Raw genomic sequence first — 17,351 nt, forward strand, 5'->3', positions numbered from 1 at the left:
CCAGCCGGTGGCGGCCTTTCTTTGCTCGCTGGCGCTGGCCTTCCTTCGGCCTACATGGGAATATTCCCGTGCCGGCGCCGGCCCGTATGCTGGCGGTCCTTAGTGCGCAAGATACGCAGCGATTCCACGAGCGTTTCCCTTGTTGTTTCCGGGGTGATGATCGCGTCGAGTTCGCCACGTTCCACCGAAAGGAAGGGATTCACGTTTTCCCGCGTGTACTGCGCGGCCAGTTCCTGACGTACCGCTTCTACATCTTCTCCGTTCTCTTCTGCTTCCCGTAGGCGCTTGCGGCCGGTAATAGCCACCGCGCCTTCCGCTCCTAGCACCGCGATTTCTGCACCGGGCCAGGAGAAATTAAAATCGCCGCCCAAAGATTTTGAACCCATCACGATGTAGGCGCCACCGTAGGCTTTCCGCAAAATAACGGTGACGAGCGGCGTCGTCGCATTTGCGTACGACCAAATCAGTTTTGCTCCGCGGCGAATAATGCCGGACTGTTCCTGGGCGGTGCCGGGCCGGTAACCGGGCACGTCCACCAGGGTGACAATTGGAACGTTGAAGGCATCGCAGAACTGGACGAAGCGGCCCGCCTTTTCGGAAGCGTCAACATCTAGCGTGCCCGCATCGCACAGCGGCTGGTTGGCAACGATCCCCACGGACTGGCCGTCCAGGGCCGCAAAACCCACCACAATATTCGGGGCGAAGCATTCTTGTACTTGCACGAACTCGCCGTAGTCCACGATGTGCCCAATTACGTCCACCATGTCATAGGAGTGTTTTGAGGATTGGGGTACCAGGCTGGATAGTTCGCGGGCGGCCGCGGCGTCTTCCGGGCCTTCCACATAGTCCCATTTCGGGGTGGGCGCGTTGCAGTGGGCGGGCAGATAGCGCAGGAGCGTACGCGTGTAATCGAGCGCATCTTCTTCGTCTTCTGCCAGGTAGTGGGCCACTCCGGACTGGAAGGAATGCAGTTGTGCCCCGCCCAGTTCGTCGAAGGAAACGTCTTCCCCGGTGGTTGCTTTCACCACGTCCGGGCCGGTCACGAACATGTGTGCGTTATCGCGGGTCATCACCACAAAGTCGGTAAGTGCCGGGCCGTATACGGCACCTCCCGCGCACGGTCCCAAAATGCACGAAATTTGGGGTACTACGCCGGATGCTTCGATCGTTTTCTTAAAGATGCGTCCGTATTGGGAAAGGGCGACGACGCCGTCTTGAATCCGCGCCCCACCCGAATCGAGCATGGAGACGATAGGGATCCGCAATTCCAAGGCTTTCTCCATGAGGGCCACGATTTTGTGGCCCTCGGTTTCGCCCAGGGTGCCCCCGGAAACCGAAAAGTCTTGCGCATACACGGCGACCCGCGCTCCATCCACGGTACCGATACCGGTAACCACGGCCGAACCGGAGTAGCCCTTGGCCATATTGCCGCCGGCGAAACGGCCAATTTCTTGGAAGGATCCCGGATCGCAGAACATGGCGATCCGTTCCCGCGCCGTATTTTTCTTCTGTTTGTGTTGGCGGCTGCGGGCCTTTTCTTCTGCTTTTTCGGCTAGCGCGGCCTGATAATCCGCAAACCCTTCGCGGTCAATATCGCGTGCCGTGTTATCAACGGTCTGCCACTCGTGAATCGAGCGCAAATCTGTTAGTGACACTATTTCTCCTCACCCGGGGTTTGGCCCGTGCCGGCGGCGTCGATGCGCAGCAACGGCTGGTAGGCCGCAACATTTTGCCCGGCTTCCACCTTCACTTCCGTGATCGTCCCGCTGCACGGGGCGTTCACGTAGCTTTCCATCTTCATTGATTCGAGAACGACCAACAGATCGCCTTCGGAAACTTCATCCCCGGGCTTTACCACGCACCGCACCACGATTGCCTGAATCGGCGAATTTACCGTGCCTTGTGCGTCCATGAGCTGGGCGTTTGTGGCCAACGCGGAACGCGCTGCCGAAGTTGCGCGCCGCGGTTGCAAAGCTCGGCGAGCCGCATTCCCACCCGTGCGTACCAGCGAAGTGGGCAGGGAAAGGCGCATGCGCCGGCCATTTACCTCGATCACAAAACTGTGGAGTTCTTCAAGTTCTCCGCTATTTTCTGTGCCGGGCGCAGTGGCTGGTGTGCCTTGCCCCATAACACCGGTTTCAGGGCCGGCGCCTGCCGGGCCCGTTTCTTCTGCGGCCGAAGCTTGGTAGTTCGGCAATACCGTATCTTCAAACCAGCGCGTGGAAGGTACGTGCGGGCTAAATTCCGGCATCCCGATAACGGCGTCGTACATGGCGAGCGGGGTGGCGATACCGGAGATCTCGACCTCGGAAATCACGCGATGGGAGCGGGCAATGGCTTGCTCGCGGTCCGGGGCGGTAACAATCAGCTTGGCGAGCATGGGATCGAAACCGGCGCCAATCACATCGCCTTCTTCGATTCCGGATTCCACGCGCACGCCGTGCCCGGCCGGCCACCGCAGTTTTTTGATCGTCCCGGTGGTGGGAACCATGCCGGTGGCCGGATCTTCGCAAGTGATACGGAATTCGAAGGAGTGGGCGCGCGGGGCAGGGACCGGAGTGAGCCGGTGCCCGGCGGCGATGCGGATTTGTTCGCGCACCAGATCAATCCCGGTAACTTCTTCCGAAACGGTGTGTTCTACTTGCAGGCGCGGATTGACTTCGAGGAAATTTACGCGGCCGTCTGGTTCTACCAAAAATTCGCAGGTGCCCAGGCCTACGAAGTCGACGGCGTCGAACAGGCGGCGCGACCATTCGCGAATAATAGCTTCGGATTTGCCGGGCATGGCCGGGGCCGGGGCTTCTTCAATTAGCTTTTGGTTTCTTCTTTGCACCGAACAATCGCGGGTGGAGATTACTTCGAAATTGCCGTGCGAATCGCGTGCCGATTGAGACTCAATATGGCGGGCGCTGCGGATAAACCGTTCTACGAAGAATTGGCCTAGGTCGTCGCCGTGAATAGCGAAGAAGCGGTCTAGATCGGCCGGGCTTTCGTGCACGGTAATTCCGCGCCCGCCCCCGCCGTCGGTCTGTTTGGTGACGATCGGGAAACCGAAACGCGCTACGAATTCGTCTACGGCCGCGCGGCTGGAAACCGGTTCGGAGATACCGGGTACCGGAGAAACGCCTACCGATTCGGCGAGCCGGCGCGCCTGGATTTTATCGCCCAAGCGAGCCAAAGCCGAGGGGCTGGGGCCAATCCAGCGTAACCCCGCGTCCATTACGGCTTGCGCAAAATCTGGGGATTCGGAAAGGAAACCATAGCCCGGGTGTATGGCATCGGCATGGGAACGCAGAGCCACGTCAATAATTTTTTGCGCGTTCATATAGGTTTCCGCGTATGTGGTGCCGTGCAGGGCATACGCGGAATCTGCCATATCCGTGAACCGGGCTTCCCGATCCGCATCGGCATAGACAGCTACCGATTTAATTCCCATATCTTTCGCTGTGCGAATCACGCGTTCGGCGATTTCCGAACGGTTCGCTACAAGAATTTTTTCAATTTTCACCGAATTATGCCCTCTATCATCGAAACTTCGCCCGCCGTAACGGTGACCAGTCCGTTTTCTGTTTCTAGAACGATTCCGCCGTTTTCTGTGACTTCTACGCCGCGGCCGCATACCGGTTCGGCGCGTGGCCGGTTGACCACCACACCTTCCCGCAAGGTTTCGCAATATTGATTGATCTCTGCGAGCAAGCCGGATTGCCGCGCGCTACCTGTTTCTTCTAGTTGTACGAGCCGGGCTAGCAGGCCTGCCAGATAGGCGGCCGCAAGTTCATCCCGGCTGGGAACCGGGAGGTTTTCTGCCACCACCGAAGTGGAAACCGGGGTAGGCAGGTTAGCGGGTGCGATCTGCAAGTTAATGCCTGCCCCTACCACGGTGCCGATCCGGCCGGGTTTTTCCCCGGCGATTTCTCCGAGGATGCCCCCAAGTTTGCGTGGCGCTCCCGGGTGGAGCACCAAGTCATTAGGCCAGGAAATAAGGGCCGGGATGCCCAACTGGGCCAAGGCTTGGCGGGCCGCGGCTGCAGCGGCCAAAGTAAGCCAGCCGATTTGGGTGCGCAAAGATTCACTTACTTCGAGCACAATCGAAATTAGAAGCGAAGAGCCAGGCGCAGAATACCAGTGCCGGCCTACCCGGCCGCGGCCTGCGGATTGATCATCAGCGATAAGCACGCAGCCATGTTCTACTTCCCCGGCTTGCCATAGCGCCACAAGATCGTCTTGTGTGCTTCCCGTGCGCTCCACGTGTAATACACACGGCGAAATCTGCGCGAGCTGTGGAAACTGCGCTGCTGCTTCCTGCAGTGGTTTCTCCTTCACCGGCCCCTCCTTCCTAGTGGCTCCGCTTCCTATTGGCTCCTACTATCCAGTTTTCCTAGCTAGTTGGTTTCCGAGCTGGCTTCCCAGCCGGTTGACTTCCGAGCTGGCTTCCCAGCCGGTTGACTTCCGAGCTGGTTGCCCAGCCGGTTGGTTTCCGGGCAGGTTTCCCAGCCGGTTGGCTTCCGAGCTGGCGGGTTGGGCTCCGGCTGGAAGCCGGCCGAATTTCGCGCTGTTTAGCCATGCACGCCCGCCGCCACCTACACCAAGTTACTCGACCGTAACTTTACGCAACCGTAACCTAAGATTTTGGGGCGAACACGGACCCTTGCCTTATTTGTGACAGATATCGCCACTCGTTCATTTTTACGACGCGCGTCGTAAAAATGAACATTCCCCACCTTTTGCCCACATCTCGCCATTTCCGGATTACCGGGAGCCCGGCCGGAAGGCTTTCCGGGCAATGTTCATGAAAAACGAGAAACGCACCGCATCCGCGCGATGCTTACATACTTCGTGAGGCCCACTACCGCCCGCATTGTTGTTTATTACCTATTTTCCGGGCGGCCAGGTTTACAACACATTTCCCGGGCGGCCAGGTTTACAAAAAATTTCCCGGGCAGCAAGGCAGACGCGCTTCTATCACAAATAAGGGCGGCGCCTCCCCTATGTTTTCTTGACAGTTTCCTGCCACAAGGAGGCGCCGCCCGCCACGCTAAGCACGCGGCACCGTACCTAGCGCGTTCCACATAGTACACAGCACCGCCCGCGCAGATGGCAATGTGCCCAGTTCAGCGTGCTATATACACATTTGCGACACCCTGTAAAGCATCCCGCAGTTTTTACTGTTTTTTTTCACCGGGCGCGCGGATTCTCACCGCGCGTGCCAAAGCTAGAAAACCCGTACAGAACCCCGCTAAGCCCTGCCAAGCCAAGAAAACCTGGTCGAAACCAAAAAAAATGGGCCGCCACTCGGCAGTTACCGAACAGCGACCCACTTACTGGTTTCTATCTAGCTGCTGATTGGCTAGCTGCTAACTGGCAGCCGGCAGCGTTTTACAAAATGATTTCTGCGCCGAAGGGCGTGTGCTCCGAGGAGTTGCCGATCATAATGCCGATCGGTTCACCTTCGGGAACCACGAAGCTCTTTTCTGCCGGATCCCACACTCCCAGCGGGTGGTTGGAAGCGGCGAGATCGATGGTGATGGTTTCGCGGCGGCTTTCGCCCGGCTGCAGGTTCACGCGTTTGAAGCCCACGAGGCGCTTGGGTGGCTGGTCCTTGCCCGGGATTGCCGCGTATACCTGCACCACTTCGGCACCTTCGCGTTCGCCCGTGTTTTCGAGCAGGAACTGCACGGTTACTTGGCCGCACGCATCCCTCCCGCCCCGCACACCGGCCGCATTAACATCCACATCGTCAAGTTCGAAGGTGGTGTAAGACAGACCGAAACCGAAGGGGAAGGCGGGCTTGACGCCCTGTGCTTGGTACCACCGGTAGCCGATTTGGCGGCCTTCCGTGTAGCGGATTACCGGGTAGCCACCTGCTTCCACAACGCCCGGGTAGCGTTCCGGATGGCCGTGGTAAATCGTGTGTTCTTCCCGTTCGGGGTAGGTCATCGGGAGCTTGGCCGAAGGATTGACCTTCCCGAAGAGCACATCGGCTACCGCGTGGCCATCTTCTTGGCCCTGGTTAAAGGCTTCGAGGATTGCCGGCACTTGGCGCCGCCACGGGGTGAGCACCGGATCGCCGTCCTTGAGCACGAGTACCGTGCGCGGGTTTACGCCAAGTACCGCGAAAAGCATTTCGTCTTGGCGTAGCGGCAAGCTCAAGCTGCTTTGGTCGCCACCTTCGGTGGTTTCCAGGCCCGCCATAACGACGACGGTATCCGCCCCGGCCGCGGCTTGCTTAGCCTCTTCCAGGTTGGACATGTCGGCTGCCACCACGAAGGATTCCACGGTGGCGCTGCCACCCAGTTCGGCAATAACATCTTCCATGCCGGGTACCGGCGGGACTTCGTAGAGCGGAACCACCTGCGAAGAACCACCGCCGCAGTTGGCAATATGGTTCACGTATTTATCCACACCCAGGATGAGGATCTTGCCTTCGGGGGCCAGTGGCAACAGTGGCTGGCCGGCAACGGCGTCGTTCTTCAGGAGGGTGATAACCCGGCCGGCGGCGCGCCGCGCGAAACGACCCCCGATTTCCGGATCGATCTTTCCGACCTGGCGCGGCTTATCGAACATCCCCAGCGCGAACATTACGCGGTAGCGGCGCACCAAAGCCCGGTCAATCGTTTCGATTTCCAGGATGCGTTCCTTGAGCATACGTTGCAGGGCTGCGGCGTTGTACCACTTGTTATCGGGCATTTCGTGATCCATACCGGCATTCAGGCCGCCGGCGGTAGAACGCGTGGCCCAAAAATCAGACTGTACGTATCCTTCAAAGCCCCACTGTTCGCGCAGCACCCCGGTGAGCAATTCGAAACTATCGGTCACATACGTACCGTTGAAACGCTGGTAGGAGGCCATAATCGAAGCGGCATGACCGTCCTTGACGCACATTTCGAAGGGGAGCAAATAGATTTCGTGGGCAACGGCTTCGTCCACGCGCACGTCGTAGCGGAAACGTTCCTTTTCCTGATCGTTGAATACGAAGTGCTTGGGCATGGCAATTACTTCATTAGCCTGAATACCCTTGGTTACTTCCACGCCCATAGCTCCGGTGAGATAGGGATCTTCGGAGAAGTATTCGAAGTTGCGCCCGCCGATCGGCACGCGGTTCATGGTCACGCCCGGGGCTTCCAGCACATGCTGGGCTAGCGTGTGAGCTTCGCGGCCCATGGTGTCGCCGTATTCATAGGCAATTTCCGGATCGAATGTAGCGGCAATACCCATCGAAGAGGGCATAGCGGTGGCCGGCGGTGAGGGCTGGCCATCACCCATCCCAACGCCTACCGGGCCGTTAGTAACCGCGAAATACGGAATCCCGAGCTCTTCTATACCGTCTACATGCCGCAAAATCTCAATCTGGTTGAGATCCGCATCCGGATCGGTCATATCCAGATCGTAAATATCTAGCGTCGGAGTGCTACCGCCCAGCTGTTGCGCTTTTTGTTCGAGAGTCATGGCGGCCACGAGAGCTTTTGCGCGCTCATCGGGCGTCTTTGTGGTATCCATCCACTCGTGCATGTTTATTCCTCTCCGTTATTGAGGCTTCGCCGTTGAAAACATCCGTTTCACCGTCGAATAACCGAAGCTTTCGGGTGCTTTCCATTATCGCCCCCAGCGGGCATTGTGGCTAGGGACACACGGTACGCGGTCTTTTGTGAGCACGCGCGTTTCGGTATTGCGCTTACCCCGGCCCACCCCGGCCCGCCCCGGCCCGCCCCAGCTCTGCCTTCTACCCTTGCCCCGCCCCGGCCCGGTTTCACCCCGCCACCTCCCCCGCGCGCAAGGCGGGTGAGCTTTCTCGCACGGCTAGCGCACGAGACTAGCAGCAAGAATGAATGATTATCCGCTATAGTGCATTTTTAACGCATGCCGGATGGGGTACTTGCAGGGCATATAACCCATTATTCCGGCAGGCAGATAATTCCGGCCGGCGAATATACACAGGGAGGGAACAGTGAATCGCACCCCAGCTCGGGTTGCTATGGCGGCGCTCGTATGTTTTGGCCTAAGCGCCTGTACGCCCGCGGTTAGCGCTTTCGATAATGATCCCGGGGAAACCGGATACGACGTTTCGCATATAGAAGCGGTCCCGGAAATTGCCGCGCAAGTTCCGGAAAATATTCGCGCGCGCGGGGTGCTACGAAACGGAGCTTCCACGAACTGGCCCCCGCTCGAATACCGCAAATCTGACGGCCAAACCCCCACCGGGTACGAAATCGACCTGACCCGGGCACTCGCGAAAGTAATGGGCTTGCGCGATGGCACCACCCAGCACACGGAATTCGATGCGCTCCTGCCACAAATCGGAACCAAGTTCGACGTCGGACTTTCGGGCTTTACGGTAACCAAAGAGCGCTTGCAATCTTTCAATATGATCGCCTATTCGCAAGCGGGGACTTCGTGGGCGGTGGCAGCTGGTAATCCGGCCGCGTTCACGCCGGAAGATCCGTGTGGCTTCACCATCGGCGTGCAAACTGGCACTTCGCAATATGACTTCTTGAAGGAAACCAGTGCCCAGTGCGCTGCGGAAGGCAAGCCGGAAATCACGATCATGCCGATGCAAAGCCAAGCGCAAATCTCGGTGAAGGTTGCTTCCGGCCAATACGATGCCACCTTGGCCGATTCGCCGGTAATCGGATATTCGGTAGTTCGCACCGAAGGCAAACTGGAACATATTGGCGAGGAATTTGATTCGGCCCCGCAAGCCGTCGTCGTTCCCCTAGATGATCCGGAATTAGCCCAGGCCGTGGAAGACGCCCTCAACTACCTCATCGATACCGGTGAACTCGAAAAGATTCTTTCCTATTACGGGGCCAGCGGAATTGCGCTACCCCACGCCACTTTGAACCCGGAGGTCAACTAATGCACACCACCGACTCACAAGAAACCAATTCCGCGCTTTCCGCGCCCGCCGCGGCGAACGGCAAAGCAAACGCCGGCGCGAACAGCACGGTAGCGGCTACCGCGAGCGCCGGAGCGGCCACCGCGAGCGCAGGAGCGGCCACCGCGAGCGCAGGAGCGGCCACCGCGAGCGCAGGAGCGGCCACCGCGAGCGCAGGAGCGGCCAGTAAACCGGATCTTATTCATCCGCAGTCGCACCTAAAGATTTCGAATATTGTGCTGGGCGTGGTGATCGCGATTTTGGCGGCCATGCTGGTTTCGGCGCTGGTGGGAAATGAGGCTTTCCGTTGGGATCTCGTCTTTTCTTACCTGTTCGATAAGCGGATTTTGCGCGGGGTGCTGTTCACGATTTTGCTGACGGTGGGCGCGATGGTCATCGGCATTATTTTGGCGCTTACGATGGCGCTGTGGCGCCAGTCCACAAATCCGCTTTTGCGCGGGGTGGCCTGGGTGTATATCTGGTTCTTCCGGGGTACGCCTATTTATACCCAGCTGATTTTCTGGGGTTTGCTGCCCTCGCTGTATTCCACTTTTTCGCTGGGAATTCCCTTCGGTCCAGAGTTTATTACTTTCGAAACCAGCCAGGTTTTCACGCCGCTGGTTTCTGCGCTGCTGGGCCTGGGGCTCAATGAGGGTGCTTATCTAGCGGAGATTATTCGTACCGGTTTCCAGTCCATCGACCCGGGCCAGCGGGAAGCCGCGCTCGCTTTGGGGATGACTCCGCGCACGATTACCAGGCGGATTATTTTCCCGCAAGCTATGCGTATTATTATTCCGCCCACCGGAAATGAAACGATTTCCATGCTCAAAACCACTTCCCTGGTGGTCGCGGTGCCTTTCACTTTGGAGCTTACGTTTACGACGACGGACCTGGGCTCGCAAACCTATTTGCCGATTCCTTTCCTGATGGTGGCCGCCATTTGGTATTTGGCTATTACCTCGGTACTCATGGTGGGGCAAGCGCGTTTGGAACGACATTTCGGACGCGGGCACAACCCGCGCGCCAACGCCGCGAAAGCTGCCGGTACTGGCGGTGAGCCGGAAAATGGTGCTGGCCTGGCTAGCGGTGGGCCGGGCACTGGCAAAGGCCGGGCCGGGGCGGCCACGGCGCGCGGTACCCAATTTTTGGATGTAACGCCCTAGGCGCGGCGCGGACCGCTGAGCTACCACACATAGTTACGAATTTTTATAGAACGGCATACATAAGAACGGTGACGCAGATGGAAACCAAGGCAGAAGAAATGCAAGCACCTGACCCCGGGAATACGCCCGGAAACACGCCCAGCAACACACCCAGCAACACACCCGGTAACGCGCCCAGTAACACACCCGGCAACACACCCGGCAACGCGCCCGAAACCGCTGTACCCGGTAACGCGCCCGGCAACACACCCGGTAACGCGCCCGAAACCGCTGTACCCGGTGCCGTGCCCGCCGCTGCGCCGGTAGCAACCGCGCCCGATACTGCCTCTACCCCGCTGGTGCAAGTGGTGGACGTCCACAAGTATTTTGGGGATTTGCATGTACTCAAGGGCATCAATTTGGAAGTTCAGCAAGGTGAAGTGCTGGTGCTTTTAGGGCCTTCTGGGTCTGGTAAGTCCACGCTTTTGCGGTGTTTGAACCAGCTGGAAAACATTTCGGCAGGCCGCATCTACGTAGATGGCGAGTTGCAGGGGATGACGGAATCGCCTGCCCCTACAGGGTTCGCTTTGTGGAACGCGAAACGGCAAGGGGCGATTACGGCGGCGGGTACGTGGTTGCAGAAACGTTCCGACGCCGAGGTGGCGGCGCAGCGGGCCCGCATGGGGATGGTGTTCCAGCGTTTTATTTTATTCCCGCATATGACGGCTTTGGAAAACGTGGCGGAAGCACCGGCCCAAGTGGCCGGTTTGCCGGCCGCGCAAGCGCGCGAAAAAGCCGCGCACTATTTGGCCCAGGTGGGCCTTTCGGACCGGCAAGACCACTATCCTTCCGAACTTTCGGGCGGCCAGCAGCAGCGCGTGGCGATCGCGCGGGCCTTGGCTATGGAACCCGAAATCATGCTTTTTGATGAGCCGACCTCCGCGCTCGATCCGGAACTGGTAGGCGAAGTATTGGCCGTGATGAAGGATTTGGCCGCGGCTGGGATGACTATGGTTGTGGTTACCCACGAAATTGGTTTCGCGCGGGAGGTGGCCGATAACGTGGTGTTTATGGATGCCGGTTCCATTGTGGAACAGGGCGCCGCGGAACAAGTTATTGACCACCCGCAAGAACCGCGCGCTCAGGATTTCTTCACCTCAATCCTGTAGCGCGCGGCGCGGCCCGCGCGACCCACGCGAGCATTTGTTTAGGGGTGTCTTCCGCGCCCCGGCCGCATTCCCGCTGGCGCGCGACCCACGCGAGCATTTGCTTAGGGACGCGCGGGCATTTGCCTACGCAGCAGGGTTTTCCTTTTGCGCGAGTGCAGCCTTGCCCGCTTCCAAAGTTTCGATGATTTTATCGACGTCGTACACGCAACCACGCCAAATACCACCGGAAACATCTTGCAGCACGGACCACAAACGCGTATCTGCGGGCAGATCCGGATCGGGCTGCAGATCCGGATTCGAGGGCCGGTTTGCTAACACCTGGGCACCTTCTGCATAGGAAAGCGGGGTTTCGGCACTGCCCACGAAATTGAGAGAACCGTCTAGGTTCACGGTATCCACCACGATTTCGATCAGATCCCCATCTTGGATCTTGCCAATTGGGCCGCCTGCCAAAGCTTCGGGCCCCACGTGCCCGAAACAGGCCCCGGTGGAAACCCCGGAGAACCGGGCGTCCGTAATCAGCGAAACATGCTTACCGTAAGGCAACTGTTTGAGCGCGGATGTGAGCTGGTAGGTCTCTTCCATGCCGGTACCGCGCGGGCCCACACCGGCCACGATCATAACGTCGCCCGCCTTGATCTTGCCGTCCTTGAGGGCTGCGATCGCTGCCTTTTCGGAAGCGAAAACGCGGGCCGGGCCAGTTTGGCGGAACACGCCGTCTTCCCCTACTACGCTCGGATCGATCGCGGTGGATTTCACCACGGATCCTTCCGGGGAAATATTGCCCTTCGGGAAGGTCACCGTGGAGGTGAGGCCGCGTTCCTTGGCTACCTCGATATCCATAATCACATCGCCCGGATCGGTGTGGTTCTTTTCCCGCAACCGTTGCTGTACTTGCTGGCGCCGATCCGAAGTTTCCCACCAGTCCAAGTTTTCGCCCAGGGTCTGCCCCGAAACGGTGAGCACATCTTCATGCAAAAGCCCCAGTTCGCGAATCTTGAGCATGGCTTCGGGCACGCCGCCGGCCAGGAATACCACACCTGTGGGGAACATAACCGGGCCGATCGGCAACACCGAAACAATTCGCGGCACGATCTTATTGATCCGCGACCAATCGTCCACGGTTGGTACCCGGCAACCCGCCTCATATGCAATCGCCGTCAAATGCAAGAGCAAGTTCGTAGACCCACCAAAAGCGGCGTGCATAATCATCGCATTTTCGATTGCCTTATCGGTGATAATGTCGCGCGTGCAAATTCCTTGTTCCTTCATACGGTGCAAGGCGCGCGCCGAAGCAGTGCCGAGGTCTTTCCAGATTGGTTCGCCAGAAACGCACAGGGCCGAATGTGGCAAGGCCAGCCCCAAAGCTTCACCAACTACCTGGGAGGTGGCGGCGGTCCCCAAGAACTGGCAGCCCCCGCCACCGGAAGCGCAGGCCCGGCACCCTTCCAGGGCCGCATAGTCCAGATCAATCTCCCCGGCCGCATAGCGAATCCCAATGGTTTGGATCGTGCCGAGGTCCTCCCCAACCGTAGGCTGGCGCGTAGCCCCGCCCGGCACCAAAATCGTGGGCGTATCGTGCTGGGAAGCAAGTGCCATCATGGTGGCGGGCAAGCCCTTATCGCAAGAAGCAATACCCATTACCGCTTTCCGGGTGGGTAGGGAACGAATAATTCGGCGCATCACGATCGCCGCATCATTACGGTAAGGCAGGGAATCGAACATGCCGATAGTGCCCTGCGAGCGCCCATCGCACGGATCGGAAGTGTATCCCGCGTAGGGCACATCCCCTTGCCGTTTTAGTTCATTGGCGGCTTCTTCGATCAGCATTCCCAATTCGAAATGCCCGGTATGTAGGCCCAGCGCGGTAGGCGTGCCATCTTCCCCGCGCATACCACCCAACGTGGAGATAATCATGACGTCGTCTTGCCCGATCGTCTCGGGGTCCCACCCCATCCCCACACCTTGGGTCATCGAAAACAGCACCCCGGAAGGGGCTTCCCGCAGTTGTTTAGCGGTCAGTGGCAGGCGCCCTTTCGGCCCGGGCGCGTGCGTATCTACGTGGTAAAACTCCAGTTCGCGGGGTTGATAAATCTCATCTAGTAGGTTGCTCATATCATTCTCCTTTGAATCTTATGCATCCTTCGCGGTTGTGGTTCTCAGTTTCAGGTGGTAACGATCCCTTCTGCTTCCATTAGTGCTTCTACCTGGGCGAGTATGCCGCTGATTTGGGTGCGTGCCTCCTCCGTAAGTGGCGCGCTCGTGGCCGCGCTACGCGGGGAAATATCGAGCCCGCGTTGCCGGGTTGCTTCCTTGATCGCGGCCGGGAAGAAGGTGACGACGCCGTACAGCGCCGAGGCTGCGTCCAATATCCGCTGCACACTGCGGATCCGGGAAAGATCATTTTCCTGGATTGTGGCAACCCCGGCCGCGCATACTTCGGGGAACACATTGGATAGCCCAGCAATGCAGCCATTCCCACCCGCGAGCACATTGTGGAAGAAGTTTTCGTCCATTCCCGAATAGAAAATGAAATCCGGGGCTAACGGGCTTACTTCGGCAATTAGCTGGCGCGTGCCCGCCACATCCGAAATCGTGTCTTTGATGCCAACAATATTCGGATGTTTTTCTACCAGCTTTCGGATTAGGGGCCCGGTAAGAGGATTTCCAGTACGGTCCGGGAAATTATATAGATACACGGGTTTGTCAGCTAAAGCCTGCGCGATCTGGGAAAAATGGGCGAAGAGATCTTCCTCGGAAAGCCGCATATAGTACGGGGCTATGAGGATCACGCTATCGGCGCCATGGTCAAAAGCATAGCGGGATAGTTCCACGCTTTGCGCTACGGAATTAGCACCGGTTCCGACCATGAGATGGGTTTTCCCGGTCAGTTCTGCCCCGGCAAGGCGAATCAGTTCTTGCTTGCGGGCGGCGTCGAGGGCGAAAAACTCTCCCATAGAACCGAGCAGTAAAATACCGTCCAACCCGGAAGCGCAGAGTTTATTCCAATGGGTCCGGCAGGCATCGGCGTCGATACTCCCGTCCTCGCGGAACGGGGTGATAACCGGGCACAAGTATTTTGGTGCGGGAACTGTTCGCTGCGGGAGCGCAGGTGCGGCCGCAGGATTTTTAGCGGTAGTAGCGGAAGCACGGGCAGAGGTCAAAGTTATTCCTTTCTCTAGCTAAGCGTGATGGGGGATTTCAGCGCTGCATTGTTTTTCAGCAATTGTCCGCGCCGCCCCGCACGCTTAGACGAAGACGTTGATGAGCAGGATCCACACAATTCCGAGTACGGAAACCAGGCAGGTTTGCACGGACCAGGTTTTGAAGGTTTGGCCCACGCTGAGGTGGAAGTATTCCTTCACGAGCCAGAAACCGGCGTCGTTCACGTGGGAAAGGAAAGTGGAACCGGCACCGATCGCGAGCGCCATGAGGGCCAATTCCACCGGGACCATGCCGGCGGCAAGTGGTGCCACGATACCGGCCGCGGTAATGGTGGCAACGGTAGCGCTACCGGTGGCAACGCGAATGAAAGCGGCTACTAGCCAAGCGGCAAGCAGCGGGGAGATTGGCAGGCCGGAAAGCCAGCCGCCAATAACGTCGGCAATACCGGAATCCACCAGGGTTTCCTTGAAGCCGCCGCCCGCACCCACGATGAGCAAGACGGAAGCGATCGGGGCGAAGGAGCCGCCGATAATATCGGAAACTTCAGAAAGGCTTTTCCCGCGGCCCAGGCCGAGCACAATAATTCCGTAGAGCACGGCTACCAAAAGTGCCACGAGCGGCTTGCCGAGGAAGGCCACCAGGTCCGATTCCCAGCCCACGATCTCGAAGATCGAATGCAAGAGCATGAGGACCACGGGAATTAGCACGATCAGTACGGAAGCGAAGAAACTGGGCCGCTCGCTGTGTGCGACTTCCGATTGGTGGCCTTCGAGGTGTTCGTCGGTTACGTGCGTGGGCACGAGTTTTGCCATGGGCCGAGCCAGCAGCGGGCCGGCGATAATCACCGTGGGGATGGCAATAATCAGGCCGATTCCCAAGGTGAGGCCAATATTGGCGCCCAAGGTGTCGATGGCGATAAGCGGGCCCGGATGGGGTGGCACGAAGCAGTGCAAACACACTAGGCCGGCCAGCGCTGGCATGGCCAGTAGCATGAGTGGCTGTTTCGTGCGGCGCGCCACCAGCATGATCACCGGGACCATGAGCACCACGCCCACTTCGAAGAAGAGCGGGATGCCGATGATAAAGGCAATTAGGGCCATCGCCCACGGGAGCCGTTTGGTTCCCGTAGCCCCAATAATGGTTTCTACGATTTGATCGGCGCCACCGGAACGTATCAGTAGTTCGCCGATCATGGACCCGAGGACGATGAGTACTCCTACCCCGCCTACGGTGCTTCCCAAACCTGTGGTGAAGGAGGAGAAGGCATCCAATAGTGGCGTGCCCGCGATTAGGGCCATCACAAAGGAACCGAAGAGCAGGGCGAGGAAGGGATGCACTTTGAGTGCGGTAATCAAAAGGATAATGAGGGCAACACCCACCAGCGCGGCCACGATGAGCTGGGTGGGAGAGGCACTGCTCGCAGCGCCTACCGCCGCGGTAAGCGGCAATGTCTGGGTCAGAATTCCAGCCATTGGACTCCTTCCATCAAATACGGTAAATTCACGTTGTGCGAATTTCAGTCCGTCTATCTGAATTTAACCTCACGGTAGCGAGAAAAGTGCATTCCATCAACCGGAACCGCGTTTTAGCAAAATGAATCTTGCTTAATTCTGAGTATTTTTCGGCAGGTTTTAAGCCAAAAGGCCCAAAACTCCGGTATCTTCCAAGTAACCGAAAGCTTGGAGCCACGGCCGCACGACGGTGTGCCAGCATGTGCCCGCACGCCTCAGGCTCACCGCCGCACGCCAAAGGCAAACCGGTTTGCCGGGCCTGCTGGTTTGCCGGGCCTGGCAAGAACAAGCGTTGTAGGAAAGAAGTAGAGCGATGAGTCAGCACACTGTACACGGTGATAGCGCGTATTATCACGGCGATACCCAGCCTCATACCCAACCTTTGGTTTCCCAGCCACTGGTTTCCGCGGACCTTAGTAAACTCAAGGGTGCCGATCGTGTTTTGGCTCTCCTCATCGTGCTCGCTCACCGGCCCCAAGGTGCCAGTTTGGAAGAACTGGCGGAAATTATGGCGGCCCCAAAATCCACCGTGCATCGTTCCCTAAGTTCGCTGGTTAAATCCGAGCTGGTAACGAATTCTGCACATGGACGCTACGAAATAAGTGACGAATTTTTGCGCCTCGCTTTTACCTATGCCGAATCACGGCCGCTTACCCAGCGCGTGCAACCAATTCTGAACCGTTTGGTGGCACGGTTCGGGGAGACCGCGCACTATGCGGTACTTGATGGTAACCGCGTGATCTATCAAGCAAAGGCCGAACCGCAGGGCCGTGCTGTAAAACTAACCTCGGTAGTGGGCGGCGCTAACCCGGCCCATGCCACCGCCGTCGGCAAACTCCTCCTCGCTTATAAAACCCACACGCTCACGGACCTCTACGAAATATTGGGCCTCACTCCGCCGAGTACACCGAATACACCGAATACTGGCGCCGCCGTAACCGGCAAAGCGCGCCCCACTGCCTCCGTAACCGGCAAAGCACACGCAGCTGCCCCCGCACACGCCACCAAAACCGGCGTGGCAAGTGGGCCGGCTGCACTCAGCGCGGGTAGCACGCCCGAATTGGAGAGGCGCACGGCCCATACCATTACCTCGGTACCGGAATTGTGGAAAGAACTAGAAATCATTCGCGCCCAGCAATACGCGGTGGATCGCGAGGAAAGCGAAAACGGGCTCAACTGCCTGGCCGTGCCGTACTACGCGCCGGGTAGTCAATATTTGGCCGGCGCGATCAGCGTTTCAGCAATTGCCTTCCGCATGCCGCTCCACGTTTTAGAAGAAAACGTGGCGGAAATCCGCGAAATCGTAAATACCAGCGGGCAGTAAAACGAGGCGAAGGTAACCGCGCGGTCTTGCCTAACTATTGCCTAACTAACGGCGCCCCTATCTAATTAGCAGGTGCCTAATTAGCAGGTACCTATTTAGTAGGCACCTAATTAGCGCCTAATTAGCAGCGCCACAAAATAAACGGCCCGGGCAGGGAAAACGCATTCC

The 17,351-nt window shown here is 58.4% G+C and carries 11 protein-coding genes; 4 read left to right on the forward strand and 7 right to left on the reverse strand.

Annotated features, from left to right (window positions below; translation table 11 throughout):
* Nucleotides 1–50: 50 nt before the first annotated feature.
* From BLT47_RS02335 to BLT47_RS02350, 4 genes are all read right to left on the reverse strand, one after another.
* The gene (locus BLT47_RS02335) at nucleotides 51–1,655 is read right to left on the reverse strand and encodes an acyl-CoA carboxylase subunit beta (RefSeq protein WP_082159989.1); all 1,605 of its coding nucleotides are present in this window, start codon (nucleotides 1,653–1,655) and stop codon (nucleotides 51–53) included.
* Nucleotides 1,655–3,508 (reverse strand): ATP-binding protein, encoded by a 1,854-nt coding sequence (locus tag BLT47_RS02340; RefSeq protein WP_074661221.1) that lies wholly within the window; start codon nucleotides 3,506–3,508, stop codon nucleotides 1,655–1,657. Before BLT47_RS02340 ends, BLT47_RS02335 begins: the two co-directional genes overlap by 1 nt.
* Nucleotides 3,505–4,323, reverse strand: coding sequence for a biotin--[acetyl-CoA-carboxylase] ligase (locus BLT47_RS02345; RefSeq protein WP_074661224.1), 819 nt, complete (start codon nucleotides 4,321–4,323; stop codon nucleotides 3,505–3,507). Before BLT47_RS02345 ends, BLT47_RS02340 begins: the two co-directional genes overlap by 4 nt.
* A 1,053-nt stretch (nucleotides 4,324–5,376) precedes the next feature.
* On the reverse strand, nucleotides 5,377–7,509 hold the full coding sequence (locus BLT47_RS02350; RefSeq protein ID WP_074661228.1) for a beta-glucosidase: 2,133 nt from the start codon (nucleotides 7,507–7,509) through the stop codon (nucleotides 5,377–5,379).
* 436 nt (nucleotides 7,510–7,945) lie between these two features.
* On the opposite strand from BLT47_RS02350, the gene BLT47_RS02355 reads away from it, so the two are divergent.
* The 3 genes from BLT47_RS02355 (at nucleotide 7,946) to BLT47_RS02370 (ending at nucleotide 11,183) form a co-directional block, all read left to right on the forward strand.
* Nucleotides 7,946–8,854 (forward strand): ABC transporter substrate-binding protein, encoded by a 909-nt coding sequence (locus BLT47_RS02355; protein WP_143021747.1) that lies wholly within the window; start codon nucleotides 7,946–7,948, stop codon nucleotides 8,852–8,854.
* Nucleotides 8,854–10,035 carry an amino acid ABC transporter permease gene (locus BLT47_RS02365; protein ID WP_083330014.1) on the forward strand — a complete coding sequence of 394 codons (1,182 nt, stop codon included), beginning with the start codon at nucleotides 8,854–8,856 and terminating at the stop codon, nucleotides 10,033–10,035. Before BLT47_RS02355 ends, BLT47_RS02365 begins: the two co-directional genes overlap by 1 nt.
* A 284-nt stretch (nucleotides 10,036–10,319) precedes the next feature.
* Entirely contained in the window at nucleotides 10,320–11,183 is an 864-nt protein-coding gene (locus BLT47_RS02370) for an amino acid ABC transporter ATP-binding protein (RefSeq protein WP_074661460.1), read from the forward strand.
* Nucleotides 11,184–11,306: 123 nt separating this feature from the next.
* Here BLT47_RS02370 and BLT47_RS02375 read toward each other — a convergent pair whose 3' ends face one another.
* The 3 genes from BLT47_RS02375 to BLT47_RS02385 form a co-directional block, all read right to left on the reverse strand.
* On the reverse strand, nucleotides 11,307–13,298 hold the full coding sequence (locus BLT47_RS02375) for a YjhG/YagF family D-xylonate dehydratase (RefSeq protein ID WP_074661245.1): 1,992 nt from the start codon (nucleotides 13,296–13,298) through the stop codon (nucleotides 11,307–11,309).
* 50 nt (nucleotides 13,299–13,348) lie between these two features.
* Nucleotides 13,349–14,347, reverse strand: coding sequence for a dihydrodipicolinate synthase family protein (locus BLT47_RS02380; protein ID WP_176764473.1), 999 nt, complete (start codon nucleotides 14,345–14,347; stop codon nucleotides 13,349–13,351).
* 84 nt (nucleotides 14,348–14,431) lie between these two features.
* Nucleotides 14,432–15,820, reverse strand: coding sequence for a GntP family permease (locus BLT47_RS02385; protein ID WP_049618860.1), 1,389 nt, complete (start codon nucleotides 15,818–15,820; stop codon nucleotides 14,432–14,434).
* A gap of 352 nt (nucleotides 15,821–16,172) precedes the next feature.
* Between BLT47_RS02385 and BLT47_RS09280 the strand changes: the two genes are divergently transcribed.
* On the forward strand, nucleotides 16,173–17,183 hold the full coding sequence (locus BLT47_RS09280; protein ID WP_074661246.1) for an IclR family transcriptional regulator: 1,011 nt from the start codon (nucleotides 16,173–16,175) through the stop codon (nucleotides 17,181–17,183).
* Nucleotides 17,184–17,351 lie beyond the last annotated feature (168 nt).

It is taken from the genome of Actinobaculum suis, from assembly GCF_900102025.1.
Lineage (GTDB): Bacteria > Actinomycetota > Actinomycetes > Actinomycetales > Actinomycetaceae > Actinobaculum > Actinobaculum suis.

Coding starts and splice junctions, on each gene's coding strand:
- BLT47_RS02350 (WP_074661228.1), bottom strand. CDS start 7,509: ATGCACGAGTGGATGGATACCACAAAGACGCCCGATGAGCGCGCAAAA.
- BLT47_RS02365 (WP_083330014.1), top strand. CDS start 8,854: ATGCACACCACCGACTCACAAGAAACCAATTCCGCGCTTTCCGCGCCC.
- BLT47_RS02375 (WP_074661245.1), bottom strand. CDS start 13,298: ATGAGCAACCTACTAGATGAGATTTATCAACCCCGCGAACTGGAGTTT.
- BLT47_RS02385 (WP_049618860.1), bottom strand. CDS start 15,820: ATGGCTGGAATTCTGACCCAGACATTGCCGCTTACCGCGGCGGTAGGC.
- BLT47_RS09280 (WP_074661246.1), top strand. CDS start 16,173: ATGAGTCAGCACACTGTACACGGTGATAGCGCGTATTATCACGGCGAT.